At 41.2% G+C, this 26,078-nt stretch carries 27 protein-coding genes, 5 pseudogenes and 2 riboswitches; of the genes and pseudogenes, 6 read left to right on the forward strand and 26 right to left on the reverse strand.

The window, feature by feature from the left end; all coding sequences use genetic code 11:
* The first annotated feature begins 391 nt into the window (after positions 1-391).
* On the forward strand, positions 392-1,180 hold the full coding sequence (locus tag LS684_RS22600; RefSeq protein ID WP_233811975.1) for a muramidase family protein: 789 nt from the start codon (positions 392-394) through the stop codon (positions 1,178-1,180).
* Positions 1,181-1,569: 389 nt separating this feature from the next.
* On the opposite strand, the gene LS684_RS22605 is transcribed toward LS684_RS22600, so the two are convergent.
* From LS684_RS22605 to LS684_RS22620, 4 genes and pseudogenes are all read right to left on the reverse strand, one after another.
* Positions 1,570-2,079 carry a MepB family protein gene (locus LS684_RS22605; RefSeq protein WP_233811976.1) on the reverse strand — a complete coding sequence of 170 codons (510 nt, stop codon included), beginning with the start codon at positions 2,077-2,079 and terminating at the stop codon, positions 1,570-1,572.
* Positions 2,080-2,478: 399 nt separating this feature from the next.
* Positions 2,479-2,826 carry a hypothetical protein gene (locus tag LS684_RS22610; RefSeq protein WP_169214963.1) on the reverse strand — a complete coding sequence of 116 codons (348 nt, stop codon included), beginning with the start codon at positions 2,824-2,826 and terminating at the stop codon, positions 2,479-2,481.
* A gap of 130 nt (positions 2,827-2,956) precedes the next feature.
* Positions 2,957-3,079: pseudogene (locus LS684_RS22615) on the reverse strand (VOC family protein); the annotation flags it as partial.
* A 227-nt stretch (positions 3,080-3,306) separates the two neighbouring features.
* Positions 3,307-3,786 carry a carboxymuconolactone decarboxylase family protein gene (locus tag LS684_RS22620; protein WP_233811977.1) on the reverse strand — a complete coding sequence of 160 codons (480 nt, stop codon included), beginning with the start codon at positions 3,784-3,786 and terminating at the stop codon, positions 3,307-3,309.
* A gap of 419 nt (positions 3,787-4,205) precedes the next feature.
* On the opposite strand from LS684_RS22620, the gene sigJ reads away from it, so the two are divergent.
* Positions 4,206-5,069, forward strand: a complete 864-nt coding sequence (sigJ, locus tag LS684_RS22625; protein WP_233811978.1) for an RNA polymerase sigma factor SigJ — start codon at positions 4,206-4,208, stop codon at positions 5,067-5,069.
* A gap of 859 nt (positions 5,070-5,928) precedes the next feature.
* On the opposite strand, the gene LS684_RS22630 is transcribed toward sigJ, so the two are convergent.
* The 7 genes from LS684_RS22630 to LS684_RS22660 all read right to left on the reverse strand — a co-directional run bounded on the left by LS684_RS22630 (position 5,929) and on the right by LS684_RS22660 (position 12,360).
* Complete coding sequence (locus tag LS684_RS22630; RefSeq protein ID WP_169214966.1) at positions 5,929-6,273, reverse strand: hypothetical protein; 345 nt, start codon at positions 6,271-6,273, stop codon at positions 5,929-5,931.
* Between the two features lie 186 nt (positions 6,274-6,459).
* A complete protein-coding gene (locus tag LS684_RS22635; RefSeq protein WP_169214967.1) occupies positions 6,460-6,804 on the reverse strand; it encodes a hypothetical protein in 345 nt (114 codons plus the stop codon).
* Between the two features lie 296 nt (positions 6,805-7,100).
* Positions 7,101-8,102 (reverse strand): DUF3231 family protein, encoded by a 1,002-nt coding sequence (locus tag LS684_RS22640; RefSeq protein ID WP_233811979.1) that lies wholly within the window; start codon positions 8,100-8,102, stop codon positions 7,101-7,103.
* A 158-nt stretch (positions 8,103-8,260) separates the two neighbouring features.
* The gene (locus LS684_RS22645; RefSeq protein WP_233811980.1) at positions 8,261-9,373 is read right to left on the reverse strand and encodes a GerAB/ArcD/ProY family transporter; all 1,113 of its coding nucleotides are present in this window, start codon (positions 9,371-9,373) and stop codon (positions 8,261-8,263) included.
* A gap of 18 nt (positions 9,374-9,391) precedes the next feature.
* Positions 9,392-9,625 carry a hypothetical protein gene (locus LS684_RS22650; protein ID WP_169214971.1) on the reverse strand — a complete coding sequence of 78 codons (234 nt, stop codon included), beginning with the start codon at positions 9,623-9,625 and terminating at the stop codon, positions 9,392-9,394.
* Positions 9,626-9,631: 6 nt separating this feature from the next.
* Positions 9,632-10,825, reverse strand: coding sequence for a Ger(x)C family spore germination protein (locus LS684_RS22655; protein WP_233811981.1), 1,194 nt, complete (start codon positions 10,823-10,825; stop codon positions 9,632-9,634).
* A gap of 5 nt (positions 10,826-10,830) precedes the next feature.
* Positions 10,831-12,360: a spore germination protein gene (locus LS684_RS22660; protein ID WP_233812146.1), complete on the reverse strand. Its 1,530-nt coding sequence runs from the start codon at positions 12,358-12,360 to the stop codon at positions 10,831-10,833.
* Positions 12,361-12,624: 264 nt separating this feature from the next.
* Between LS684_RS22660 and LS684_RS22665 the strand changes: the two genes are divergently transcribed.
* Both LS684_RS22665 and LS684_RS22670 read left to right on the forward strand, forming a co-directional pair.
* Complete coding sequence (locus tag LS684_RS22665; protein ID WP_225003269.1) at positions 12,625-12,843, forward strand: YuzF family protein; 219 nt, start codon at positions 12,625-12,627, stop codon at positions 12,841-12,843.
* Positions 12,844-12,855: 12 nt separating this feature from the next.
* Complete coding sequence (locus LS684_RS22670; RefSeq protein WP_169214976.1) at positions 12,856-13,752, forward strand: manganese catalase family protein; 897 nt, start codon at positions 12,856-12,858, stop codon at positions 13,750-13,752.
* A gap of 313 nt (positions 13,753-14,065) precedes the next feature.
* On the opposite strand, the pseudogene LS684_RS22675 reads toward LS684_RS22670, so the two are convergent.
* Positions 14,066-15,270 (reverse strand): annotated as a pseudogene (locus tag LS684_RS22675) (nucleobase:cation symporter-2 family protein).
* On the opposite strand from LS684_RS22675, the pseudogene LS684_RS22680 reads away from it, so the two are divergent.
* Positions 15,200-15,397 (forward strand): annotated as a pseudogene (locus tag LS684_RS22680) (xanthine phosphoribosyltransferase); the annotation flags it as partial. The pseudogenes LS684_RS22675 and LS684_RS22680 sit on opposite strands and share 71 nt — an antisense overlap.
* A pseudogene (locus tag LS684_RS22685) lies at positions 15,397-15,561 on the forward strand (solute carrier family 23 protein); the annotation flags it as partial. The pseudogenes LS684_RS22680 and LS684_RS22685, both read left to right, overlap by 1 nt.
* Here the strand turns inward: LS684_RS22685 and LS684_RS22690 are convergent.
* From LS684_RS22690 to fabG, 14 genes and pseudogenes are all read right to left on the reverse strand, one after another.
* Positions 15,558-15,956: pseudogene (locus tag LS684_RS22690) on the reverse strand (xanthine phosphoribosyltransferase); the annotation flags it as partial. The pseudogenes LS684_RS22685 and LS684_RS22690 sit on opposite strands and share 4 nt — an antisense overlap.
* 111 nt (positions 15,957-16,067) lie before the next feature.
* A riboswitch (purine riboswitch) is annotated at positions 16,068-16,169 on the reverse strand.
* Between the two features lie 119 nt (positions 16,170-16,288).
* Positions 16,289-16,840 carry a precorrin-2 dehydrogenase/sirohydrochlorin ferrochelatase family protein gene (locus LS684_RS22695; protein WP_233811982.1) on the reverse strand — a complete coding sequence of 184 codons (552 nt, stop codon included), beginning with the start codon at positions 16,838-16,840 and terminating at the stop codon, positions 16,289-16,291.
* A complete protein-coding gene (locus LS684_RS22700; RefSeq protein WP_233811983.1) occupies positions 16,821-17,576 on the reverse strand; it encodes a sirohydrochlorin chelatase in 756 nt (251 codons plus the stop codon). Before LS684_RS22700 ends, LS684_RS22695 begins: the two co-directional genes overlap by 20 nt.
* The gene (gene cobA / locus LS684_RS22705; RefSeq protein ID WP_169214980.1) at positions 17,577-18,341 is read right to left on the reverse strand and encodes a uroporphyrinogen-III C-methyltransferase; all 765 of its coding nucleotides are present in this window, start codon (positions 18,339-18,341) and stop codon (positions 17,577-17,579) included.
* 11 nt (positions 18,342-18,352) lie between these two features.
* Positions 18,353-18,577, reverse strand: a complete 225-nt coding sequence (locus tag LS684_RS22710) for a DUF3906 family protein (protein ID WP_233811984.1) — start codon at positions 18,575-18,577, stop codon at positions 18,353-18,355.
* 13 nt (positions 18,578-18,590) lie between these two features.
* Positions 18,591-20,201 carry a nitrite/sulfite reductase gene (locus LS684_RS22715; protein ID WP_233811985.1) on the reverse strand — a complete coding sequence of 537 codons (1,611 nt, stop codon included), beginning with the start codon at positions 20,199-20,201 and terminating at the stop codon, positions 18,591-18,593.
* A 14-nt stretch (positions 20,202-20,215) separates the two neighbouring features.
* On the reverse strand, positions 20,216-20,818 hold the full coding sequence (gene cysC, locus LS684_RS22720; RefSeq protein ID WP_169214983.1) for an adenylyl-sulfate kinase: 603 nt from the start codon (positions 20,816-20,818) through the stop codon (positions 20,216-20,218).
* Between the two features lie 13 nt (positions 20,819-20,831).
* Positions 20,832-21,977 carry a sulfate adenylyltransferase gene (gene sat / locus LS684_RS22725; protein ID WP_233811986.1) on the reverse strand — a complete coding sequence of 382 codons (1,146 nt, stop codon included), beginning with the start codon at positions 21,975-21,977 and terminating at the stop codon, positions 20,832-20,834.
* Positions 21,978-22,020: 43 nt separating this feature from the next.
* Positions 22,021-23,085 (reverse strand): sulfate permease, encoded by a 1,065-nt coding sequence (gene cysP / locus LS684_RS22730; RefSeq protein ID WP_489886021.1) that lies wholly within the window; start codon positions 23,083-23,085, stop codon positions 22,021-22,023.
* Positions 23,086-23,100: 15 nt separating this feature from the next.
* Positions 23,101-23,799: a phosphoadenylyl-sulfate reductase gene (locus tag LS684_RS22735; protein WP_233811987.1), complete on the reverse strand. Its 699-nt coding sequence runs from the start codon at positions 23,797-23,799 to the stop codon at positions 23,101-23,103.
* A 103-nt stretch (positions 23,800-23,902) separates the two neighbouring features.
* Positions 23,903-24,058, reverse strand: coding sequence for a YezD family protein (locus tag LS684_RS22740; protein WP_225003276.1), 156 nt, complete (start codon positions 24,056-24,058; stop codon positions 23,903-23,905).
* An 84-nt stretch (positions 24,059-24,142) separates the two neighbouring features.
* Positions 24,143-24,248, reverse strand: a riboswitch (SAM riboswitch).
* Between the two features lie 155 nt (positions 24,249-24,403).
* Positions 24,404-24,811, reverse strand: coding sequence for a MaoC/PaaZ C-terminal domain-containing protein (locus LS684_RS22745; protein WP_225003277.1), 408 nt, complete (start codon positions 24,809-24,811; stop codon positions 24,404-24,406).
* On the reverse strand, positions 24,808-25,257 hold the full coding sequence (locus LS684_RS22750; RefSeq protein WP_169214987.1) for a MaoC family dehydratase N-terminal domain-containing protein: 450 nt from the start codon (positions 25,255-25,257) through the stop codon (positions 24,808-24,810). The genes LS684_RS22745 and LS684_RS22750 overlap by 4 nt, the downstream gene beginning before the upstream one ends.
* A gap of 15 nt (positions 25,258-25,272) precedes the next feature.
* Complete coding sequence (fabG, locus tag LS684_RS22755; protein WP_233811988.1) at positions 25,273-26,031, reverse strand: 3-oxoacyl-ACP reductase FabG; 759 nt, start codon at positions 26,029-26,031, stop codon at positions 25,273-25,275.
* Between the last annotated feature and the right edge of the window lie 47 nt (positions 26,032-26,078).

Below are 26,078 nucleotides of genomic sequence, written 5' to 3' on the forward strand. Positions count from 1 at the left end.
ATCATATTCTTGAAACGAAAATGAACATTGATCCTTTATGAACAGTGTTCTCGTGCTTCCGCTGTATGCAAGCCCAATGACTAATAACAGTGTGAATCAAATTAACTGTCTTCCACCATATGGATGCAATGTTTTTTTTGATCATCATACCTCTGTGTCTTTATATTCAAATAATTCAACCTCCTCCTTAACTCCTACTAATCTCCCAGTGACTATGATTCGTCATTTTTCGCGGTTAAATGACTATATTCGACGTCTGGAAATTAACGAACATAGGAAAACAATGGGTACTAAGGATTGTATTGGTAACTCCAACATTAGACCCTTCTCACCCACAAATGGCTCATATATAGTTAGTTCGATAGTATTTAGGACAAAGGAGATGGAAGAATTGAATACAATTCAACTTAGTAGGAGAGAAAGAATAGCTATTGAAAAGAAGAAAGCATTTAAACAAAGAAACAAAAAATTAACGATTGCCACTACTGTAGGAGCACTGTCTGCTCTTATACTCACCAATGGAAATGCAAGTGCTTGCAGTGCAGAATATACAGTGAAAAAGCATGACACATTATATAGTCTAGCTAAAAGATATGATGTTACAGTCGATCAACTAAAAGAAAAAAACGTATTAATGTCTGATAAAATTTATGAAGGTCAAGCGCTTCTGGTGCCTCACCTAGAAAATCATAATGAAAACAAATATTCAGTCCAACGAGGAGATACATTATACTCATTAGCCAAAAAATATGAAACAACAATCGCTTATTTAAAACAATTAAACGGGTTGGATTCAGATCAAATTAATATTGGACAATCTATTTTGGTTCCTGTTGAACAAAACAAGTCAAATGTTGGAGAAATATACACCGTAGTTCCTGGTGACACTTTATGGGGCGTAGCTCATCGGTTTGGAGTAAAACAAGAAGACTTAGCTAAATCAAATGATTTGAAAATGGATATGTTACTCATAGGTCAAAACTTACTTATACCTGGAAAATCCGAGGTAACTGAAGCAGAAATTATTGGGGCATCTGACAAATTCACTGTTGAATTTAAGAGAAATGGTAAAACATTCGCATTGAAAGTCCCATATGGTTCTTCTTCTGATTTTCAAAAAAAGTCCGGTGTCTTCGTAACCGTCATACATAAAAATGGTGCTGTCATTTCAGCAACATAATGAATACCTTATTAAGGTATTGGATATGGGATTGGATATTTCCATTCCCTTCTAAATACGTGATTGTCAAGAGATACCACAGGGACAGGTACCGTGGCACCTCAACGATAAGCGCTTATTCCTAATACGTCAGAAAAAACGCCCCATGGCAAACAAAGGACGTTTCCTATACATTTTTTGAACTAAATTGTATTTTTCAAACATTTACTCCATACTCAGGAAAAGGGTATAACCACGATTCACGCGGCGGATTTCTGATTAAACATACGAGAAAATCGAGAATCATGACCCAGTGTCGAATTTTCTTTATTTATGAGTACTCAAAAAAGCACCTGACCCCCGATACACTAAAACGTTCCCGTGTTGGGGGCAGGCACCGATAATCACATTTATTGCGCATACAGTTCTACTATTTTTTCTATGGGTAATTGATTCGAATGACTCAAATCAACAAAATAGGGTAACTGCCATTTTTGAGTTTTTATCGCTTGTTTGCTAGTTGGGGTATCCCAACCAGGGTAAACTCTGATGGCCATCTTCCCTTTTGTAGTACTTGTTTTAAGAATATTTCGTTTGGCAAGGATGTCTTTCGGGAAAATAAATTGTCCCCATTCATCCTTACTTAAAAAGGTAGTAACAACCAATAAGTCGGGGGCCTCTTCATATGTAAATGGTTGATTGTTATCATTTTCGTCTTTTTCCCAAAAAGCAACAAATTGCCCTACCTTATTAGGTGTTGTTTTTGCCACTCTAAATCGAACTGAACGAGAAGCTAATTGAAAAGTACCAGCACCGTAATGTGCATTTTGTTTTTCCTCTTGAACCGATTTTATCTTTAATTGATTAGGTTCATAAACTCTTTCGTTTACATAGGTTAATGCTTTCATAAAGTTGTTCATTTCTTCACTCCTGGTCTTTCTACTATATAATGCAGGCACCGATATTTTAGATCCTATTGGTCCTGGGCTTTCATATAAGCTCTATTCCTTAATTGAAAAATAAAATATGTAGCCGCCCAGCCATATTAAATTGGAAAAATACGTTCACGACATCTCTAAAAGAAGCAATCGGATAAATACCGCTAAGAAGTAAAGTTGGGAACACAGTGATCAGCATGACCAAATAATGAACCATCATTTGGTTAAAGAAGCTCCTTTTTTTCATTCTAAATTCGCCATCCATTTTTTCCGATTATAAAATGATACGATTTACTTGTTGTTTCGTTTCAATATTTTCCAGAAATTTTCCCGGAACGAAAAAAACAGGCCCCCCTTATAAGAAAGCCCATTTCTCTATTCTTAACTCAATTTAACTGGTGAATGTCTATCATCAGAATCCCGGTAAGATCGAAAGGAAACCAATTCCTTTCCATTTAAAGAACCATCCAGTTGTAAAATACGGTCATGGGTGGTTTCTAAGTAGAACCGATAGTTATTCAAGTTCAGTCTAAAAAAAGAATAGATGTTGCCGAGCAGACTCTTCTTGATTTCATGTGTGTCAGGGTGTATCTGAATGAAATCCGCCAACTCCTGAACGGAAGCTGTGGGAATGTCAGCAATAGAATAGTACGTCCCCTTCACATTGTGTTTGAACTTACTCATTGCAGCCTTAGCCCTGTCTTTTAAGTTTCTGCCATCTAACTCCATACGTCCACTCCTCTTTCGTTCCTATTAAGAAGAATCCCCAATATTTCATAGAATAAACCGAAATTAGAAAAAGGGACTTCCCCCTGCACACTGAATACAGCACGTAGAGAGAAAAGACCCGAATTATAAATCACTTCTGCTCGATCATCTGAATAAGGTTTCCCCATGTATCGTCGAAGACAGCAATGGTGATATCGCCCATTACGGTTGGCTCCATCGTAAACGTTACTCCCTTGTCCACTAATCGCTTATGCCATACCTAAACTTCACCTTAACAGGTTGAGACCCCAAATTTTCTAAATTGATATTACTATCAGAAAAACAGAAAAACCCATATCTCTAAAGATACCGGTTTTTCTGTTCTATTGATTTATGAAAATCTCTTAGTCTTGCCCCTCACCAGAAATCGTGTCTATACCTTGAGAAGCCCATGATGCCGCTTCCTCCTGAGGTCCATTTCACATTGGGCTCATATAACTCTTAGCTTAGGCCAGATTTTGTTAATCCAAACGCTTTGTCAGCTGAACCTGGTACCGATTTAAACGCAATACTTATAAGGTTCCAAGCATTAATTGCCATAACCGAGAATGTAAGGTCTGATAACTCTTTTTCTGAAAACTGAAAACGAACACGGTCATAAACGTCATCAGACACACCATGCTCAGGCATCTTTGTCAAAATCTCTGTCCACTCTAGTGCCGCACGCTCACGTGGACTAAATAGTGTTGATTCACGCCAAATGGTAGTGTGGTAAAGACGCAGCTCTCTCTCACCATGGATTTTAGCTTCTTTGACGTGCATATCTAAGCAAAAGCCACATCCATTCATTTGTGAAGCTCTAATGTGCACTAAATGACGGATTGATTCTTCAATTGAACTTTCCTTCTCTTGCATGCTAAGTTCCATCAACTTTTTAGAAAATTCCGGTGATTCTTTCATGTAATTCACACGTTCAGCCATAATTGGTATACCTCTCTTTTCCTATTTTATTCAATCATGTAGATTGGTTCTTTCCCATTCAATGATGCGTTTACATACTATTTACAACCCTCCTTAGTAAATAATTGGATGAATCAGATGAAGTATTAAGTGATCTTATGAAGGCAACTAACCTTTTGTAATGCTGCTTTCATTACTTCTCCTCCATCAACACCTATATAACGAGTAAGTCATTCATTCTGTGACAGGGTGTTCAATTAAAATAGTTATATATATATTTCCATATGATTTTTATCCATATTTAGAAAGTAGTTGTAATATATGTTAATATTTTTTTAAGAATAAATACTTTATTTTGTCACAAAACTGCTCCTCAGCTCGTTATATTTGTAGCCCATTCTACAATCGGTGAATTGTAGAAAGAGAATGGAAGTGAAAATGTGCAGGAAATGTACGAAAAATATAAAATGTTGCTGTTTAAACTCGCCTACCAACTGACAGGATCGGTTTCAGATGCGGAAGATGTCGTCCATGACGTTTTTATAAAATTATATGACGTTCCTTCGGATAAGTTGGGTGAGCCTAAAGCCTATCTTTGTAAAATGGTAACGAATCGATGTCGGGATTTACAAAAAACAGCTCGCAAGAAGCGAGAACAATATTTTGGAGAATGGTTACCAGAACCCTTATCTAAATCTGCAGAAGATACAATAGACTCCGTTATCCGTGACGATGAATTGTCTTATGGGATACTTGTGCTACTTGAAAAGCTTACACCAACGGAACGTGTCGTTTTTGTCCTTCGAGAGGCACTCGGTTTTGGTTATCACGAGATAGCAAAGCTCATTGAAAAAAGTGAAGTGAATTGCCGGAAATTATTCAGCCGTGCAAAAGCAAAGATGGGGATTAATTTTGAAGACGATGTTCATTCTGAAGCAGCTTCTCAAGATTTAGTTCATGATTTTATAATAGCACTCAAACAGGGAAACCTGAATCAGGTCATATCCAAGCTTGATCAAAATGTGGTACTGGTGTCAGATGGAGGAGGCAAGGTGTTGGCTGCCGTAAATCCAATTTTAGCACGGGATCGCGTTGTAAAGTTTCTGTTTGGTGCAGTACGAAAATCTTCCATTGTTGATGGAAATTCACATATTGAAATAAGTGAAATTAACGGGCAACCTGCTCTTATTCTCCGTTCAAACGAAGGTATTCATACAGTGGGGATGTTTCATGTCGAAAATAATATGATCCACAACATATATATTGTCCGGAACCCAGACAAGCTGAGGCATGTAGGAATATAAAAAATTCTCCACAAAGAACACACAAAGAGAAAAGAGCCGATCCTTAGGGTTGGAAAAATCGGTTTTTTCCATGTCGAAATTTACTTAGCGTATGTAGTTTGTAGGCGGGACCCCATGAGTAGCTTTTTGTTATTTATATTGAGTTAATAACAAAAGATCTATTGCACATTCGACGTTATTGTGTGGTAAGCAAATGGTGAACCACCTTCCAAGATCGGGTGCTATTGCGGCACAAAGTGGAACCTCTTTATCACTAGATCAAACCCAGTTATTCCTTTGAGAAGCTGGGTTTTTAAATTAGATGTGCAAACTATCTCCTAAAGTGACAGATATGACATTTTTTAGTTTGAGATGTACCAAATCTCTATTCATTACTCTCTGTTCAAAAACATTTTCATTTTACCTTTCGCTTAAATTAAATTAGAGCAGACAGTTCATTTACTATCCTCAATAGAGTGAGGCTGGGACAAAAGGATTTTTACTCAAACAAAACCCGAACCATTATACCTGAAAACAGGTAAAACAGTTCGGGTTTTGAATTATTAAAATATACCTAAGACTCCAATTCTACCCAGCGGTTGATTGGAGTGCAAGACGGAGACTCCTGCGGAAAGCGGAGTCTTGCACGGAAATCATTAGCGGCATAAAGAAGCATCACTGAAATGGTTCATGTTTAAGCGAGGTTGTTATAGTTTTGTCCCAGCCTCTTCATATTCTGCTGCAGCAGGTACAGAATCCATGAAGAAATCAGTATCATCACGTGCCACGATCTTTCACTACTCACAGATAAAACCCTGCTATACGAATATTAAGATAAAAGCCAGACCCTCTAAGCTATTGATATCAACCGTTTTGCGCTTTATTTCTTCTCAATTTTCATCGGTTGATACTGGAACTGAATCCCTTTTTCAACACTTTCGATATCACATAATGGAATAAAACTGGTCGTACCTGGAACAAGTAAATCATCAATTTCAAGTACACTATACTTCAAGCCCCGGAACCTTCCGACGAAAATCCCAGCAGAAACATCTCCCAATCGAGTGATTCCAATCGTATCTCCGCAACGGAACTGCTCTCTGATTGTCTTCTCTAATCCAATGACACAACAATCGCATGTATCTACTTGATGATGGTCACGATGATCATCATGCTTGTACCCATTGGATTTATGGCAATTACAGTCATGATAGTTGCTATTCATATTCTTCCTCCTTTCTACTCTAAGGATAATCTAGGATATGAAAAACTGAAGCGTGTTTCATCCAATTTCAGAGAAAACACATGATCGTACTACATTCACTCTATAAATCCTAATGTCTGATGACCTATATGAAAGCTCAGAGTGTAAAACCCCTGAGCTATTAATTCAATTTTTCAGTAAATGGCATTACTTTTTTTCAATTTGCATCGGTGGCTCCTGGAACTGAATGCCTCTTTCAACACTTTCGATATCACATAATGGAACAAAACTTGTCGTACCCGGAACAAGTAGATCTTCAATTTCAACTACACTATATTTCAAGCCTCTGTATCTTCCGACGAAAATACCTGCCGCTGCATCTCCGAATCGAGTGATACCAATCGTATCTCCGCAACGGAATTGCTCTCTGATAGTCTTCTCTAACCCGATGACACAACAATTGCACGTATCCACTTGATGATGGCCACTATGATCATCATGCTTGTCTCCACTACATTTATTGCAGCTACAGTTATGATAGTTACTATTCATATTCTACCTCCTTTCTACAAAGGATACTCTAGTATATGAAAGCATAAGTAGAATGGTATAGGCTTTTATTTCAATTTGAAAAACACTTAGATATACTGAGTATATCAATGACTATTTGATAGAAACTATCCCCCCTCCCATTTCCTTCCTGCTTACACTCTCTCTTTTTGACAGAACCATTTTACATATTAAAATTCCAGTCAGGATTACCATAAGGGAATAGGTCTAAAAAAATCCTAAGCCATTGGGGCTTAGGAGAAAGGCATTTATGAAATTGATCATACAATCTTTCCGTTTTATTCCCTGTCCAAGCTTGCAGGCTGTGGAGGCTGTTCGAGCCATTGATTGGCTATCATGATATTCGCCCCTTTACGAGCAAGTTTAGATGTCTCTGTTAAAAACTCCATGTAAGCCGTTTTTAAGTCATTTCTCATACTGGCGGCAAGCGAACTGGCGTATCCAGATATACCTGATGCCATCATAGTTGACATTTGATACATCATGTACTTGTTGGAGAAAGCGGATTCCGTAATGGGATTTACATGGATATCAGAGGGCATAGGAGCAGACAGGTCAGAAGAAGTTAAAAACGTTGACAGCTTGCTTATGATCTCCTTCCCCATATTCACAGAATCTGACATGAAGTCTCTTACCTCTTTATCCTCAATCGTCTGGCCAAAAGCTTTAGTAAAGGTGATGCCTGTCAAATTTGCTTCCAGATTACCGAATACATGAGAGATTTCTACGGCATTTAAAGGCCTTTCTTCTCTAATCAGACGATATCCATCCAGATATTGCTTTCCCTTTATGTAAACTGATTGGGTGTTTGGCTGTATGTGTGGTGGTCTTACATAAAGACCTTTTTGGAGCAACACATCACTGACGCTGTTAAAAACCTTAAAGGCTCGAACAGTACATTTTTCATAGTGAGTACGAATATCCCCCCTAGTGGACATGGTCATCATTAATCCGCAAGCAGAAGCCATCACTCTAGATAGATTCTTGATATAGTAGAGTGAAAATGAATCTGAAAACAGTTTTTTGGCTTTTGTATTCACATCCTCGTCACTGAATCCAATAGGTATTGGCAGGTTTTCTTTTTTTATAATCGATAGTGTTGCTTCTTTTGTCTCTTCAACAATTGTAAAAGCCTCTTTTAATACGGATACGATTTCTTCATCCTTAGTGGTTGCAATTAAATAGAGTAGCATACAGCGGCTATGTGTATGGCTTATATATTCCTGCCATAAGGAAGCTATCTCTGAAGAAGTTAATTTTATGAGATTGGAATTTGACATAACGTCCCTTCTTTCATTAATTCTTGAATGATCTTTTCATTAGCCTTCCACCCTCAATATCAAATATTCTTCAAAAAATGTTCGTATATCGTTCTCATTCACCCGCGTCACGGAAGATCATATACATGCCTTTTTGATAAAATCAGGAATTCCATCTTTCACTTTTTCTTAAGGGAATCAAGCATGTAACGATCATGCTTAAAATAGGACAGAAGGAATAAGATTATTGGGACTATCCCCCCATAGAGCAAAACATATATCTGCATGGTTTGAGTAAACTCGATTAAATAAGAGATATTGGGTAATAAATCTAAGGAAAGGACATACATGAGTAACCCCAATGGAAAGACGAGGATTTTATAATCATGCAATTCAAATGTCTGCGCGAGCCCTAATGAAACGATATAGGTAAGGATCGTCAATTTCATGAAAACCGTTGTAAACCAAATGAATGCCATCATGGCTTCTACCCTTTGAAAGAACCCCCCTAAATTGATTTGCTTGGCCAGATCATAGCTCGAGTAGATGCTTTCGGTTGTTTCACCTACCCCTGTGACCAGAATAGACAGAAGGGAAATCAGGATAAGGCAGCACCCGCCAATCATCGTTCCGGAAATGAAGCCTTTTCGAACCTCTTGTGTATTCACATATGGGACGATCATTAAAAACACAACCAGCTCTAAAAAAGGAAACGTTAGAAAGGAAAAGCTGGCGTTAAATACTGGTTTAAGTCCGAATTCCAATATGGGTAAAACATTAAAGATGTCTATTTGGGGAGCAACTGCCAGAACAAGGATCAAAAACAGGAGTATAATCCATGGAAGAAATAATTCCGCTGTTCGTGAAAAAGACTCCAGCCCATGTCTTACAGCATAAACAACCACAAGTAAAAAAGTTAAATGAATGACTTGAATCGGAGTCTCCACCATCATCACCGAAACCATGAAGTCCCCGATATCCCGCAGGACAAATAAACACAATAAGAAGACAAACGTAAGAAAATAAAAAACAGAAAAGAGTTTCCCCAGCCACTTCCCAAGTATCAGCTCCAACATCTGTGAAAAGTTTTTACCCGGATATCTGGAAGCCAGTGCTGTGTATAAAAAAATTGCTGCAATTCCTACTCCTAACCCGATCATTCCAGAAATCCAGGCGTCTTGTTTTGCAGTTGATGTCAGGATAGAAGGAATGATTAAAATGGTACTTCCAATCGTATAGAGTAGAACCAACACTGTAAATTGCCTACTGCTGATTTTTCCTTCCTCCAACATGTTTCGTACCCGCCTTCTTTATTCGAATAGTTTATAAAAAGATGAAGTCACCGGTTTGAGAATATAGTCAATCCCTTTTAATGGGGTTGGAATCGGTCCAATAAAACTTTGATAAATCAATAAACCTGTCCCTACTCCCAATAGAATGATAAATGTCCAGAAAGCATTAAACCGACGTTTTTTCCATAGGGGTACACCGTCCACGTAGATAAAAATCAGTAAGACAGCTAAAATCCCAAGCATTTTCCACATAATCTCTTACTCCCCGCTTCTGTTGACTACGGAATGATTTCGTTTCCCTATTTGCCGGATTTGTGCGCTTACTTGTACCTTTACGGGCAAATCGTCGAAGTGTTCATCCCATTGTTCCTTTACATCCTTCCAATAGGAAGGCCTCTTCCGATGAATTACTTCTCCAAAGCCAAAAATATCTACATGATACGTTTCCTGAGCCGTTTTGATGGATTGTTGCATTTTCCCCTTAATATCTTTCTGCATTTGTTTTTCTAGGTACTTAATCGTCTCTGATTTTTCGAAATTCATTCCGCATTCCACTTCGCCCACATTCCCCATTGCCTTAAGGAGGATTTCAATGGAGGGCTTTCCCTTGGTGAAATGTGCCTTAATCTTTGACTTCGTTTTCAGAATTTCGATGGCCACACTCCCTTTTTCACTGCATGGTACGGTCACAATGGTGCTTTTTACGTTTCCGTTTATATAGTTATAGCCTTTGCTTTCCGCTTCAGTTAACCAACCTTTCAGTTTATCCTCTTTGAACAGTGCCAAATCTGTGTATTGCAATCGAACAGGAGGATCTGCCGATTGAAGATTGGCTGAGGGTGTCCCCTCTTCTGGATGACCAATAATCTTTACCCCCGTAATCACCGCTTGTTTGCCTGGGCTGATGAACTCATCAATCAATGTCCCGATTTTCAGGGCAACGGTGGGAGCCCAGACGTTTGAAGACGTTTCTAATTTATTGAACAGGTTCTGAGCCGTGATCTTTTCCACCGGTACTAACATTTTTAAAATTTGTTGGGCTTCATTTTCTTTTGCAATCACCACATAAAAATCAGTTCTGAATTCCTGGTCTCTCGCCAATAAATCCATAGATGTAGCAATTCCTTCTTTGGCTAAGTCCTCTCCGATGACAAGCATTCTCAAATGCGGAAAGAATGTTTTAAGAGGAACGGTCTTTGTCATCTTCCTGAGAGCTTCAAATACAGTTTCCCCTGTTTCCTGATATACGACGATAGGGGCTTTGTTTCCACTTGAATGTTTACTTGAAATTTCCGCGGGATTCACGAGTTGTACGGATACAAGCACCTCATCACCTGCTTTATCGAATCCCAATGCTACCGCAATGCCGATGTCATCAAGCTCCCTGCTATTCCAGCAGCCACTAAGGATTAATGAAAATGTAATCAATACACTCAAAAGCCTTGATTTCATCTCGTTCACCTTCCTGTTTTGCCTTTGTTCGATTGTTTGTCCTGACGCACAATATTTTTCTGACTGATTAGGCGCGGCCTGGTCAATAAATGTTTTTGCGGGAGTCTTAACAATGTATCTTTTTGATCCTGTTTAATATACGGTGCAACTGGAGACATAAACGGGACCCCGAAGGAGCGCAGACTGCTCAGATGAATGGCCAGTACAAATAACCCTAGAGCGATCCCGTATAAACCCAGCGTAGCCGCCAGAACCATAAATAGAAATCTTAAAATCCTTATGGAAATGGCAATATTATAAGACGGGATGATAAAGTTGGAAATAGCAGTAATGGAGACGACGATCACCATGGCAGGAGAGACAAAGCCTGCTTCAACAGCTGCTTGCCCAATCACCAAGGCACCTACAATCGACACGGTTTGTCCAATGGTTTTGGGCAGTCGGATTCCCGCCTCCCTTAATATTTCCAAAGTGATTTCCATGAGAATCGCTTCAATAAGTGCTGGAAAGGGAACGCCTTGTCGTTGAGCAGCGAGGCTGATCAACAGGTTCGTTGGTAACATTTCCTGATGGAAGCTACTTAGAGCGATATAGAGGGACGGTCCAAGGAGAGACACAAAAAGACTGAACACCCTCAAGATTCGAATGAGACTCGCAATATCCCACCTCTGATAGAAATCTTCAGCTGAATGGAAGAATTGAACGAATATGGCCGGAACCAACAATGCAAAGGGAGTTCCATCCACCAATATGGCGATTCTCCCTTCCAATAATCCTGCTGCGATCACATCAGGTCGTTCAGAATTATAAATGGTGGGAAATGGAGAGTATGTTTGATCCTCAATTAATTCTTCAATGTAATTCCCTTCTAAAATCCCATCTATATCAATCCGGTCGATCCGTTGAAGGACCTCATCAACAATCTTGTCATCTGCCACCCCATTGATATACATAATGGAAATATCGGTTTGGGTAGAACGTCCAACATGCCTCTCGATCCTCCGAAGATTGGGGTCTTTTATCTTTCGGCGAATGAGAGCGATATTCGTTTTCAACGTTTCAGTAAAAGATTCCTTGGGACCTCTCACAACCTGTTCGGCTGTTGATTCTGATACATCCCTCACCTTCTGACTGGATGTCTTCAGAACAAACCCCCTCGATACACCGTCAATCAGGATGGCGGTATCTCCACATAATATCGATTTGATGACTCGATCAAAACATTCAACCTCACCTGTATTGCCGGGTAAGGAAGAGTTTGAAATGTCCTCATACAAATGCAGATCGACCAAAGACTGCTTAAAGTCCTCAATGACCGAATGATCAACCATTCCATCTAAATACATCAAACTACCTGCCTGTGTCTCCAATACAAATTGACTAATCTGTAAATCTGAAGTATGACCGAACACTTCTTGTATGTTTTCAATATTTACAATTAACTCGTTCGATAGTGGTTTAACAGGAGCATTCGAAGCGCTGATCTTCTCATTTGACCTGTGAAATGACTGTCGATTCTGTTTTCCACTGCGCATCATGACCGCTCCCAATGACTCATTTCTTTTATCTTTCCTTGATTATAGGAGACTATTCATTATTAGGTACCGATAAGCAAAAAAGCGAATTGAATATTCCTCAGGGTTCTAAGCTGAGAGCACGCATGCCACCTCTCAACAACATAAAAAGAAAGTATCGATATGGCATGAGTTTAAACTAAAAAATATACCCTTCTCATCATACAGAGTTTAGTTGATACATATATTTAAAAAGTTTAGATCCTGAATAAGGGGTGAATCAGCATGAATCAATCGACACCAGCGTATGTCACTCAAGTTGATCCATATGTATACCAAACACTCCTCAGCATTACGGGGAACATGGTAGTCGTTCAAACCACTCAAGGCACTGTTTCTGGAAAGCTTAAAACCGTTATGCCAGATCATATTGTGGTGAAATCAGGGGGCTCTCCTTTTTATATCCGGACTGCTCAAATTGTTTGGGTCATTCCAAGAGGATAAGGAGGAATCACAATGATTAAACGGGAAAACCGAATGTTAATTGCCTTACCGGTTCCCGAGCACGGGGATCCGAATGCAGCAGCAGCAGTTCAGGAGCTTTTAGGGGGCAAATTTGGAGAAATGTCTACGTTAAACAATTATATGTTTCAATCCTTTAACTTTCGTCGAAAAGATAAACTTAAACCATTTTATGATTTAGTTGCCAGTATCACAGCCGAGGAGTTCGGTCACGTGGAGCTTGTCAGTAATGCCATCAATCTCTTATCAAGAGGAAATACCTTTTATACCGGTGATCCTGACGTTACTCCCTTACGCACAGGAAAGGACAGCCGGAATACGTACCAATTCATCGCCACGGCCCAAACCGCTTTGGCGGGTGATTCCATGGGTCGTGCCTGGACCGGTGACAATGTATTTAATAGCGGGAATCTGGTATTGGACCTCCTTCATAATTTCTTCTTAGAGGTTGGGGCAAGAACACATAAAATGAGAGTGTATGAGATGACAGAAAATGAAACAGCCCGTGAAATGATCGGGTATTTACTCGTACGGGGCGGCACTCATGTTCTGGCCTATGCAAAAGCTCTGGAAATTGCTACAGGTGTTGATGTAAAGAAATTAATCCCTCTGCCCGATTTGGCAAATTCAAGATTTGACCATGCCCGAAAATTTGAAGAACAAGGATTGGCGAACGTTTTATACACTTGGAACGACGTAGGGGAATATGCGGATATCTCTCAAATATGGAAAGGGACAAATCCTGAAAATGGAGAGCGGCTGATTGTGAAGCAGGGAAGTCCTAAAGGAGCTCCTATCCCAAATCTGGATGATCTTCCTGAGGAATTCGCACCAGGCATCGATCGGGATGATTATGAACGAATCGCAAAACGACTGATGGAAAATCTTTAATAGATAAGTAATACGCATGATAGCCTGTACCTCTGTTCCTGTCTGATTTTTCACTTTTGAACAAACCAAAAAGCCTGGAAGTGTATAATCTCCAGGCTTTACTGAATTCCTTCCTTCTTTTTTCTCCTTTTTCCTTCTATTTTCATACTAACTTGCTTTATACCTCTGGATAGAACAAATGTTCTACCTCCTATAAAACTACATTTACTTATTATATAATGTTAGTTCTTTCTTATTTTTTATGGATAAATATAACTGTTAAAAAACCGTCATCCATTTATCAATCGAGATGACGGTTATTACATTGTTATGTCTAAGAAGCTTTCTGCTCATTCACCACAACATTCAGTTTCCGTTTAGATAATCGATTAAAGAATATATTTAACCCAATGGCTGTCACACTGCCTGCAACAATTCCATTATCCGTAAAAATCCGGATGCCCGATAGCATTTCTGCGAACAACTCAGGTACAGCAGTTACCCCGAGTCCCATTCCGACAGAGCAGGCGATGATCAACAGGTTTTCCTGGGATCCAAAATTTACGTGACTCAGCATTTTAATTCCGTAGGCTACTACCATCCCGAACATGGCTACCATTGCTCCTCCAAGTACAGATGCAGGGATGACGGTTGTAAGTGCTCCGATTTTCGGCATAAGCCCCAGAATGACCAGGAAAATCCCTGTAGCATATATCACACTATTCCGTTTCACTCCTGAAAGCTGTACCAAGCCGACATTCTGAGAATATGCGGTGTAAGGGAATGCGTTGAATAATCCACCAAGTACGATGGCCAACCCTTCTGCCCGGTAACCTCTAGCTAAATCTTCTTCGGAAATCTTTTTATCACTGAGGTCTGCAAGAGCGAAATACACTCCTGTTGATTCTTCCAAGCTGACTGTTGCTACTAGGACCATAGTGAGAATAGCTGTTATTTCAAATGTGGGCATCCCAAAGTAGAAGGTTTCGCCACATGGAACCAGGAAGCATCACCGACAGCGCTGAAATCAACCATCCCCAGTATAACTGCAACAGCCGTCCCTGCCGCCAATCCAAGTAAAATGGAAACAGAACGGACAAAACCTGTAAAGAACTTGTAAAGGAATAAGATGAATAACAGAGTACCGAAAGCCAGAGACAAGTTTTGTAACGATCCGAAATCTGCACTCCCTTGTCCGCCAGCCATATTGTTCATGGCGACTGGAATCAGGGTGATCCCGATGATAGTCACAACGGAACCCGTTACAACAGGTGGAAAAAAGCGCACTAGTTTCCCAAAGTATCTTCCGATCGCAACGACGAAAATACCTGAAACAAGAATCGATCCATAAATAGCGGAAATCCCATACTGTCCTCCAATGGCGATCATGGGTCCCACTGCAGTGAACGTACAACCCAGTACAACGGGCAGTCCGATACCGAAGTATCGATTCTTCCACACCTGCAGCAAGGTTGCGCTAGGATTGATCGATCTCGTGAAACAAGCAGGGGCGGAAGTAGCCGGGATCGGAATCGTCATTGAGAAATCCTTTCAATTCGGTGGGGAGATCGTCCGAGACAGAGGCTATAAGGTTGAATCATTAGCGCAAATCGGGTCTCTTACTAACGGTGAAGTACAATTTAAGAAAGAGGAGTCGGGTTTATGATGAAGGAAAAGCCTCTCAAACTGGCATCACTCGGTATTCAGCATGTTCTTGCCATGTATGCAGGAGCCGTCATCGTCCCCCTTATCGTAGGAGGGGCTCTTGGACTGACGGGAGAACAACTTACGTATCTCGTATCCATTGATATCTTGATGTGTGGAATCGCAGCCTGTCCGTTAGCCAGGAAATCATCAATCAAAAGAACACGATCACGTTCTTTAATGTATGTATCTGAAATCGATATCGTATTTTCTTCCTCTTTAGTGAATGAGTACACTTTCGAAGTCAGCACACCTTCTGATAGAGTCAAAGATTTCCGCTTACGGGCGAATACAAGGGGCACATTCATGTGAAGAGCAGCCATCACGCCTGGTGCAATTCCTGATGATTCAATGGTAAGTACTATTGTGATACCCAGATCATGGAACCGACGTGCAAATTCTTTCCCAATTTCCATCATTAGCTCCGGATCCACTTGATGATTCTAGAATGAATCTACCTTTAATACAGTATCTGAGAGAACGAGACCCTCTGCTTTGATCTTGCTTTGTAATAACTTCATCAATCATACACTCCCTTACCTGTTGTAGACACTAAAAAACCCAAAGGAAAATTGCTCACACAGGAGTGAGACAATGACCTTTGGGTTAGAGGAAGAGCGTCCATACAGACGAACCTATCATTGCTCACTCATAGTCGGATCATTTACGGTAATCCGGTAGAAACTCGCAGGCCATATCCCCGCTATTATATGAGTGAAAACGAATATTGATTTGATATTGGATAGTATACCGGCTGATTACGTATTTGTAAAGACTCATTTCCTAACAATAAGACGAATTCATTCGTTAATGTTCGTAAAATAAGACAGAACGGATGTAAAGTCATCTCACTTTACATCCGTTCTGTCAGTTCTTTTAAACGTTTCCTTTTCTCTCCATCAGATACATCTGAGGCTTTGATTTCTTTTCTTTTTTGAGAAATCTGATCGATCTTTTCTATATAGGCATCATCAAATGGCTGGAAAAATTGATCCGTGAGTTTTTTGGCTAAGAATGGGCTTGCTCCACCGGTTGAAACAGCAACGGTCAAATTTCCTTTTTGCTTATAGGAAACCATGTGTATATTCCCACAATCCCCATCATCCGCCACACATATTAGCTGATTATCTTTAGAGTACGCCTTCACCTGTGCATTTACACTTTGTTTATCCGTGGCAGCAATGACGATAAACGCCTGTGTTAAATCATTAGGCATCATTTTTCTCTTGATCCATAGTATTCTGCACTCTTCGTGTAACAGCCTGATCTGTTCCACCACATCCGGGCTGATGACTGTAACCTTTGCTCCCTTCCCCAAAAATACAGAAAGTTTACGGTAAGCTACTCTTCCTCCTCCAATGATCGTCACTTGTTTTCCTTTGACATCAATCATGATAGGCAGCATGTGATTCACCTCTATTCCAAAGGGAGTCCTTTACCCGGTCCAGAAATGCTTCTTCGACAAGAGAGTCATATCCTAAATAATCCCCCAAAATGATCTGCTCGTTTTCCGTTCCGCGGATATCGGTTTCGATTCCTTTCATGAGCATCCCCGTAAACAAGAGATACGGGATGAAAATGATGTTTAAGTCCGTATTTCTTACGGATTCCAATGTTTCGGAGAAGCTTGGTGTGGCTGCTGTTAAATAGCATGTTTTTACCGCCCTTAACTTTGTTCCCTTCAGAACAAGGTCAGCAATGGCACTGAGATCCCTTTTGACATCGGGATCTGAACTTCCCCTTCCTATTAATATGGCAACTGATGACGAATCAATGAAAGCAGCATCTTCTATCTTTTTGATCACACTTTCAGCCATTTTGTCGTGAACACCAATGGGACGCCCCACATTCACCTTTATTGCGGGATACGTTTCCCTGCATTTTTGAATTTCAACAGGAATATCCTTTTTGGCATGAACCGCCGTCAAAAGGAGGAGAGGAACGACTGAGATGTGAGTGGCTCCTTTTTTCACGCAGATGTCAAATCCTTGTTGAATGGAAGGGGAGGCAAGTTCCAGAAAGCTTATTTCCTGGATATCTGCCTCAATATGTTCCTGGCATCGTTTGATGAAAGCGACGGCCTCCTCACAGGCTTCCGGTATCCGACTTCCATGGCAAACGTACAAGACTGCACGCTTCATCTATAATGCCTCGCTCATGATCATTTTCTTTTCAAACCATTGAATTTTCTCACGATAACGGACCACTTCTCCCACGATGATCATGCTTGGATTTTCAATTTTCTCTTTCTTAACCATATCGACGATTGTGTCCAGTGTACCTGTTACGGTTTTTTGCACGTCTGTTGTTCCCCAGTGGACAAGGGCCACTGGTGTATCCTTGCTTTTTCCATATTGGATAAGCTTTTCTTTAATATAAGGAAGGTTACTGACACCCATATAAATGGCAAGGGTATCGATACCCTTGGATAAGCTTTCCCACTTTTCATCTTCCTGCTGATGGTTTTGTTTGTGTCCAGTGACAAAGGCAACGCTTGAACTGGCATCACGATGAGTAACTGGAATCCCCGCATAGGCAGCAGCCGCTATTCCTGACGTAATACCTGGGACGATTTCAAAGGAAATCCCTTTTTTCGCGCATGCCTCTGCTTCTTCTCCACCCCTTCCGAATACGAAGGGATCTCCTCCTTTTAATCTCACCACCACTTTCCCGCTTGCTGCGTAACGGACAAGGAAATGATTGATCGTCTCCTGTTTCATCGTATGATAGTTTGGCAGTTTGCCGCAGTAGATTAAGTCAGCACCATTCTTCGCATAAGAAAGGAGTTCTTTATTCACCAATCGGTCATAAAGAATGACGTCTGCTTTTTGGATTGCTTTCAGCGCTTTTACCGTGATCAATTCAGGATCTCCAGGACCCGCTCCCACCAAATATACCTTTCCCATTGTTTTCCTCCTTATGGTTTAATGATCGTTTCCTGTTCGTGCAGAACAAACCCTGCACCATTTCCCCGGATCCTGCGTTTTTCATAAAGAGAGATGTCCAAGATCTCCTGCTTTTTCAAGAAATACTTCTCGAGTTCAATCTCAACTAAATCAAAAGCTTTCTCATCTGATTCAGCGGCTACCACTACAATCGTAACGTATGCGTGAGCGGTGACTTCAAACCGATACAAGTTCATCTGATTTCCCCCCTCATGCTTCCTGAAGTGACTGATTCAGGGATTCCTGTAGCGTCGTTGTTCCAACTCGGTTGATGTAATCGTAAAATGCTTCACCCGGTTCCTTCGTATTCTTGAAATGAATGAGCAGCTCCCTGACAACCTCAGTCAGGTTTTCTGCCTCCACTTTTCCTTTTAACTTCTGATTCAACTTTCCTCCATCTTGAAGGGTACCACCGATGTAAATCTCAAAAGCTTCGATCATTTTCTTATCTTTTGTTCTCATTTTTATTCCTTGAAGGCCAATATCAGCAATCTGGCGCTGACCGCATGAATTAGGACATCCCACCATATGAATTCTGACCGGCACGTCCAGTTCAAGTTCTTGATCCAGTTGATTGGCAACCTGTCTCATCCGTTCCTTCGTTTCCACTAATGCAAGATTGCAATATTCGATACCTGTGCAAGACACTGAATATCCGATAAACGATAGGGGGCTCGTTGAAATCCGGTCAAAGATTTTCTCGGAAAGTAAGGACTCCACGTGTTCATCCGGAATATTCGGAATGATGAGGTTTTGGGAATTGCAGTTGCGCAATTCACCGTTTCCATATTTCTTGGAAATCCTTGCAAGCTCATACACTTCATCCGAATTGAGACGGCCTACAGGAACATTCAGTCCCACATAATTGAGCCCTTCCTGTTTCTGAGGATGAACACCATAGAAATATCCTGCGTTCCATCCTTTTACGGCACTAGTCCCCGCTGGTAGAAGCTTTACATATTCCAGTAACTTCTCTTTGAACTTCTCCGGCCCCCAGTCAGCCATTAAAAATTTAAGCCTGGCTAAATGCCGCTTCTCCCGATAACCGTAGTCCCGGAAAATGGTCGTAACGGCAATGGAGACATCCTTCACTTGATGAGGAAGAACGAAAACGTCCAATTCCTGTGCAAGAAACGGTCTGGCAGACAATCCCCCTCCGATTTTCAAGTGAAAGCCGACTGCCTCCTTGCCATCGATCCATTTTTTTGCCGGAACAAAAGATACACAGTTGATCTCGGCATTTGAGGCATTGTTAACATTAGAGGAGATCGCGACTTTATATTTTCTCGGCAAATTTGAAAAATCTTCGTTATGCTGGAAGAAATCATACACTTCTTTCACAACACCTCTTGTATCAAATAGTTCATCAGGATCGATACCAGCCAGAGGATTTCCAACAATGTTCCGGGTAATATCCCCGCATGCACCTGCAGAAGATAGTCCCACTTCCTCCAAGCGTTTGAATATATCGGGAATCTGTTCGATCTTCAACCAGTGAAACTGTACTGCCTGCCGTGTGGTAATGTCATAGACGTCCCTTCCATACTCTTTACAAATGGAAGCAAGTGCTCTTGCCTGATCATACGTTAAGATCCCTGATGGAACATTCACCCTCATCATGAAATACCCGTCTTCCTTTGGTCTCTGAAGGTATAGGCCGGCCCATTTGAATTTATCCCACTCTTCTTTCGGGATGGAAGAGAACCCATTTTCGGCATAATGGGGTATGTCTTCAAAGATTGACAATCCATCTTTCTCAAGCTTCCATAATTCCGTTTTGTTCAATTTCTCATTTGACTCCCATGATTTGGAATACGCCATGATTCTCTCTCTCCTTATATCAATTGTTTGTGTTTTAATTCTGACAGCAGGCTCTCTACACACTCTTCAATGGTATTCTTCTCTGTATCGAGAATGATTTCCGGATTCTCCGGTTCTTCATAGGGGGCACTGATTCCCGTGAAATGAGTAATTTCATGTTTTCTTGCTTTTTTGTATAAACCTTTTGGATCTCTCTTTTCACATGTTTCGATTGAACAATGAACGTACACTTCCATAAATTCTTCTGGTCCGACTAATTTACGTACAACATCCCGATCTTCCCTGTACGGGGAGATAAAGGCGGTAAGGACGATTTGCCCGCTGTCAATGAACAGCTTGGAGACCTCGCCTATTCTTCTGATATTCTCTTTGCGATCTTTCTCGTTAAATCCTAAATCATGATTCAATCCATGACGAACATTATCCCCATCAAGAACATACACCTGCTTTCCCTGTTGAAATAGGGAATGGGCCAAGGCATTGGCAATCGTCGACTTTCCTGAGGCCGACAATCCGGTGAACCAGAGGATGAAGCTTTGGTGTCCATTCAGGGAGCGTCTCTCCTGTTTCGTTACGGTAGTTTCGTGCCAAACGATGTTTCTTTTTTTTTCACTCAATCGATGCACCTCCTCAAAGCGTTTGTTTCGTTTCCTGTTTTAGTCCCCTGATCAACACTTCAATCACTTCTGGTCGACTAAAGGTTGAAGGTGGAATTTCTCCCCTTCGAAGCATCCCTCTCACTTTCGTTCCTGAAAGGATGACGCGGTGTTCTTTTTCATGAGGACATGTCTTTGTCGTCGCCATTCCTTCACATTTCTTACAATAGAAGCTATGCTCGAAGCAGAGCGGTATGATCCCGATTTCTTCCTCACTGAACTGATCAAATATTTTCTGAGCATCATAGGTTCCGTAATAATCACCGACACCTGCATGATCTCTTCCGACAATAAAATGAGTGCAGCCATAGTTTTTTCGTACTAACGCATGAAAGATGGCTTCTTTTGGTCCTGCATATCTCATGGCTGCAGGAAAGACTCCCAGAAATACTCGGTCATCCGGGTAATAGCTCTTTAGTAAAACTTCATAACTTTCCATGCGGATCTCCGCTGAAATATCATCTGCCTTGGTTTCACCCACTAATGGGTTCAAAAACAAGGCATCCACCGTTTCCAAAGCGGTTTTTTGAATGTACTCATGTGCCCTGTGAACAGGGTTTCTCGTTTGAAAACCGACAACCGTTTTCCACCCCTTTTCCTGGAACAGCTTTCGTGTTTCATCAGGATCAAATGTATACTTCTGAAAAGGCTTAGTCAGTCTCTTAAGCAAGGTGACCTTGCCTCCTATATACACTTCCCCCCGCTGGAATAATTTCTTTACGCCAGGATGTTCTTCATCGTCCGTTCCGTATACTAGAAGGGCTTCTTTTAGTTTATCGGGTACATACACATCCTCTACGTCAATGAGCCCATACGTTTCTCCTTTATATACGAGCCTGCTCTTTACCCCTATCTTTACGGAACCAGCTCGATCTCTATCAAGGGGAAGGGTAATAGGGATACTCCAAACACACCCGCTTTCAAGCCGCAATGTTTCTACAACGCTCTTATAATCTGCTTCTGTCAGGAATCCGTCTATTGGACTGTAAGCACCAATCGCAATGAGTTCCAAATCACTTACTGCGATTTCATCCAGTGGGATTTCCTGTTGAACGTCCTCGAATGATTCTTTAGGTAGATAGGATTGAACCAGTACTCCACCGTGGGGTTGTAAACTCATTCTCCATTACCTCCTTAACATATTGATTTAATCGGAATTAAATTTATATACCGCCTCCATCTTCGTGGACGGACCGCCTTTCTTCACTCATGACCCGCATGAGGGAGAGTGCCCCCACAGTGGCAATGATGACACTCAAAGGAACAACGATTGAGTAGACATCACTATGGATAAAAATTTTAACCAAAAAATATGAAATACTGAGGGAAATCAGTGGAGAAACCACCCAAATTTTTACGATTTTCTTTACAATCTTCTTTTGCAGCATACGTTTACCGTTTTTAGCCATTCCAAGACCGATGATGGAAGAGGACGTAACCTGCGTTAGAGGGATCGGCAATCCATAGAGTGAGCTCAACATAACGAGGAATGCTCCTGTGGATGAAATGACGATTCCTTCTGCTTTAGAGTATTGCGTGATCTTCTTTCCATTTGTCTCCACCACCTTTTTTCCCAGTAAAATGGCTCCCAGTGCAACAAATAAACCACCAATCAAGATCCCCCTTGAAGGTGAGAGTAACCCCGCACCCACCAGAGGTCCCACAGCGTTTGCCACGTTATTCATCCCTGCTGAGAAAGCTTCAAAGAATCCGGCGGTAATCAAAAGGTAAGCAAGCCACCTTTTTTCAAATTGATACCCTCGCTTTTCAAGTCCAGCTAAACCTATACCGAAAAGCCATGTAACCCCAAATGCGACAACCGGGACAATCACCCAGAATGACATGATGGTGATCAGAGACTTTACATAAAGAACCTGATAGGCTACCCCCACTCCTACAACCGCCCCTACTGTGACTTCGCTGGTGGATAACGGAATGCCGATTACATTCGCCAGGAACAAAGAACTCGTCGCCGATAACAAAATGATGATGACGATTTTAATCGACAATACATTTTGTGGAATGATCCCTGAACTGATGGTCTTTACTACCTCTCCTCCCCCCAGGACCGCTCCGCTCAGGACACCGGCGGCACATATCCATAATGCTGTCCTGATGTTCTTTATCGCTCCCGCACCATATGCAACGCCCATCGATGCTGCCGCTCCACTGGCACCGATATTCATAGCAAAAAACAAGCTGATGATGAGGGCCGAAATTTCAAGCAAAGGTGTTCCCCCTTTTTAATGAAGGCCGCATTCCGTCTTCCCCTTCCCCTTCCATCTTCCGGAGCGAAGATCATTCATATCGATGGCCGGTGCTGTGCAGTGGAAGCAGCCTATGCTCGGATACCCTTGATCATGGAGGGGATTATAGGACAGGTTATGTTTATGGGCATACCTCCAAATCTCCTTCCAAGTCCAGTGAATCAGTGGGCAGATCTTAACGGATTGAAATTTATCATCTTTATTAATGAATTCAACGTCAGCCCTCGTCGAAGATTGTTCCCTTCTTAACCCTGATATCCAGGCATTCCCTTTGGATAAGGTTTCTTTCAATGGGTCAAGCTTTCGAATTTGACAACACATGTTCGGGTGTTTCTCCCATAGCTTATCCCCATATACATCTGCCTGCTCTTTGATAGTCAGACTGGGCGTTTTCATGAGTATGTTCAGCCCCGGATAAGTGTCCTTCACTTTTTCAATGATTTCATACGTTTCCTTGAAATGAACGCCTGTATCCAGGAAAACAATGGTGGCAAGGGGTTGTACTTTGGATATGAGGTCAATGAGTACAATGCCCTCAATCCCGAAACTACACGCATACACTACACTTTCACCGTAATGGTTATAGGCCCATTTCAGGACGTGCAATGCCCCTTTATAGACCGGATCCACTTCAAAATCCAAGGTTGGTTGTTTCCAAGTTTCATAGGTTAACATGATACACACCTTTCCCTGATGCTTATCCAACTAAAAAGAGGCGATAACAAGATAAAGGGGATCCCCTTTATCCAGCTATGCGCCTCTAGTTTGTCTAGTCAGCTTATTTAATTCGGACTTTCTCATTTTTCTCTAATTGAATGACTTTACCATTCTGAACCACGATGGTTATCGATCCGAAATTCATCGTTTTCAACATAGAAGTGATTTTGTCCACGACTGCCTCATACCCAGCTTCATGATTATTATCGTTCGCCACATGATCCCCCCAATTTTCATCTTATCCAGAAAAAAATCAAGAAAAAAACAACCCCCCATTTTGGAAAGTTGTTCAGGTAAGTTTACCTTATCTTCCAAAATGACTTTACATTTTGCTGGAATTAGCACCTTACAATACGTAGGTTGCTGGGCTTCACAGGGCCAGATCCCTCCACCTCTCTGGATAAGAGTTATTCTTTTTAATATTCTAAATAATATCACACTTCTAGGGAAAGTCAACCCGAGTTTTTCTATCGGATTTATGTCTTTCTGCTTATTTTGTGGCAAAATTTCAATCCTACTTATCTTTATTCCTTTATTCGAAGCTTTACTACACTATATTTACTTAATGACGATAAAACTGAAATGTCAGTTTCCCGTCGATCACTTTCTTTTCGTCTTGATTTATGGCTGAAACGTTAAAACGTGCATGATCGATCCCTGTTTCAACTACTTCTGCTCTTAAGGTAATCACGTCGTGGAGGAAGACCATTCCTTTAAACCGTACTGAATACTCCCTCATATATCCTTCTTCATAGTAATCACTGAAAAGCTTGGACAGATTGCCCATTGTCCACATTCCGTGGGCAATGATTCCACGGAGACCAAGTTTACGTGCTTCTTCATCTATTGTATGAATGGGGTTATAATCCCCCGAAGCCCCTGCATATTTGATCAGGTCGATTCTCGTAACAGGTTCTAACTCAACTTCGGGAAGAAATTCACCGATACGATAGGACGATAGTACAGTCATTTTCCTAACCTCTCCCTTACTGCTTCTGTGATGATGACAATGGATTCCGCCGTAAAAATCCTGATCCCTGCCTGATCTTCACCAATGTCTTCTATCACAAGGAAACCTAATGTTCCATCCGAGCCTTTACGTTCATAGTAATCTTTTATTTCGGTATGACAGTGAATACGTTCACCAACTTTAAGTGGTCTTTTATAGTGAAAAGTTTGTTCCCCATGGATTAACCCGATGTTTGGAAGATGAAACCCTTCAATCGTTCCAAAATCAAACACACGGGGAAATGTAGGGGGAGCGATATTGTCCTTGTAACGAGATCGTTTACCTGCTTTTTCATCAACATATAGAGGGTGGGGATCTTTGATGGCTTCTGCGAATTTCCGCACCGCCCCTCTCTCCACATCATTTGCTACGGATGTTGAACGCTTGCCTATATGAGATTGAAACATACCATTCTCCTCCTGTTAAGCTTTGGGACCTCCGGCTACGTAAAGCACTTGACCATTGACAAAAGATGACTTTTCATCTGCAAAAAACGCCACTGCATGTGCGATATCTTCCGGCTGTCCGCTTCTACCGACAGGAATCCCTTGAAGACTAGCCTCTACCAGCTGTTCAAACGTGATTCCGATTCGCTTTGCCGTCTCCCTGGTCATTTCTGTTTCAATAAAACCTGGAGCTACTGCATTCGTTGTGATTCCGAAAGGCCCCAACTCAATGGCAAGGGTTTTCGTTAACCCTTGTAACCCGGCTTTAGCCGTGGAGTAGTTTGCCTGTCCCCTATTCCCGAGTGCCGAGGTAGAAGAAATATTGATGATCCGTCCGAATTTTTTCTTCACCATATACCCTTGAACTGCTTTTGCCACATTAAACGAACCCTTCAAATGGACATCCATGACCGTCTGCCAGTCGTTGTCACTCATTTTAAATAGCAGGTTATCTCTGATGACCCCGGCATTATTGACGACAATATCAATGGAACCAAAGGTATCGACTACTTCCTTGACAGCCATCTCCACTTCCTGGGACTGAACTACATTCGCCACTTTTATATAAACATCATATTGTTCTAACTCCGCACCCACATTACTTAAAGCTTTTTCATTTACATCAAGGATGGCTACTTTTGCACCTTCTTCCGCAAAGAAACTGGCGATTGATTTCCCGATTCCTCTGCTTCCCCCTGTCACTAAAGCTACTTTTCCTTTAAATCGTTCACCCATACATACAACCTCCCTGCCTTGTACAATTTGTCTTCTTTCTCCGTTTT

This window comes from Cytobacillus spongiae, from assembly GCF_021390075.1.

Bases quoted from the DNA above. Each gene is read 5' to 3' on its own strand.
- LS684_RS22605 (WP_233811976.1), bottom strand. From the start codon at position 2,079: ATGAACAACTTTATGAAAGCATTAACCTATGTAAACGAAAGAGTTTAT.
- LS684_RS22610 (WP_169214963.1), bottom strand. From the start codon at position 2,826: ATGGAGTTAGATGGCAGAAACTTAAAAGACAGGGCTAAGGCTGCAATG.
- LS684_RS22620 (WP_233811977.1), bottom strand. From the start codon at position 3,786: ATGGCTGAACGTGTGAATTACATGAAAGAATCACCGGAATTTTCTAAA.
- LS684_RS22630 (WP_169214966.1), bottom strand. From the start codon at position 6,273: ATGAATAGCAACTATCATGACTGTAATTGCCATAAATCCAATGGGTAC.
- LS684_RS22635 (WP_169214967.1), bottom strand. From the start codon at position 6,804: ATGAATAGTAACTATCATAACTGTAGCTGCAATAAATGTAGTGGAGAC.
- LS684_RS22640 (WP_233811979.1), bottom strand. From the start codon at position 8,102: ATGTCAAATTCCAATCTCATAAAATTAACTTCTTCAGAGATAGCTTCC.
- LS684_RS22645 (WP_233811980.1), bottom strand. From the start codon at position 9,373: ATGTTGGAGGAAGGAAAAATCAGCAGTAGGCAATTTACAGTGTTGGTT.
- LS684_RS22650 (WP_169214971.1), bottom strand. From the start codon at position 9,625: ATGTGGAAAATGCTTGGGATTTTAGCTGTCTTACTGATTTTTATCTAC.
- LS684_RS22655 (WP_233811981.1), bottom strand. From the start codon at position 10,825: ATGAAATCAAGGCTTTTGAGTGTATTGATTACATTTTCATTAATCCTT.
- LS684_RS22660 (WP_233812146.1), bottom strand. From the start codon at position 12,360: ATGCGCAGTGGAAAACAGAATCGACAGTCATTTCACAGGTCAAATGAG.
- LS684_RS22665 (WP_225003269.1), top strand. From the start codon at position 12,625: ATGAATCAATCGACACCAGCGTATGTCACTCAAGTTGATCCATATGTA.
- LS684_RS22670 (WP_169214976.1), top strand. From the start codon at position 12,856: ATGATTAAACGGGAAAACCGAATGTTAATTGCCTTACCGGTTCCCGAG.
- LS684_RS22695 (WP_233811982.1), bottom strand. From the start codon at position 16,840: ATGCTGCCTATCATGATTGATGTCAAAGGAAAACAAGTGACGATCATT.
- LS684_RS22700 (WP_233811983.1), bottom strand. From the start codon at position 17,576: ATGAAGCGTGCAGTCTTGTACGTTTGCCATGGAAGTCGGATACCGGAA.
- cobA (WP_169214980.1), bottom strand. From the start codon at position 18,341: ATGGGAAAGGTATATTTGGTGGGAGCGGGTCCTGGAGATCCTGAATTG.
- LS684_RS22710 (WP_233811984.1), bottom strand. From the start codon at position 18,577: ATGAACTTGTATCGGTTTGAAGTCACCGCTCACGCATACGTTACGATT.
- LS684_RS22715 (WP_233811985.1), bottom strand. From the start codon at position 20,201: ATGGCGTATTCCAAATCATGGGAGTCAAATGAGAAATTGAACAAAACG.
- sat (WP_233811986.1), bottom strand. From the start codon at position 21,977: ATGAGTTTACAACCCCACGGTGGAGTACTGGTTCAATCCTATCTACCT.
- LS684_RS22735 (WP_233811987.1), bottom strand. From the start codon at position 23,799: ATGTTAACCTATGAAACTTGGAAACAACCAACCTTGGATTTTGAAGTG.
- LS684_RS22745 (WP_225003277.1), bottom strand. From the start codon at position 24,811: ATGACTGTACTATCGTCCTATCGTATCGGTGAATTTCTTCCCGAAGTT.
- LS684_RS22750 (WP_169214987.1), bottom strand. From the start codon at position 25,257: ATGTTTCAATCTCATATAGGCAAGCGTTCAACATCCGTAGCAAATGAT.
- fabG (WP_233811988.1), bottom strand. From the start codon at position 26,031: ATGGGTGAACGATTTAAAGGAAAAGTAGCTTTAGTGACAGGGGGAAGC.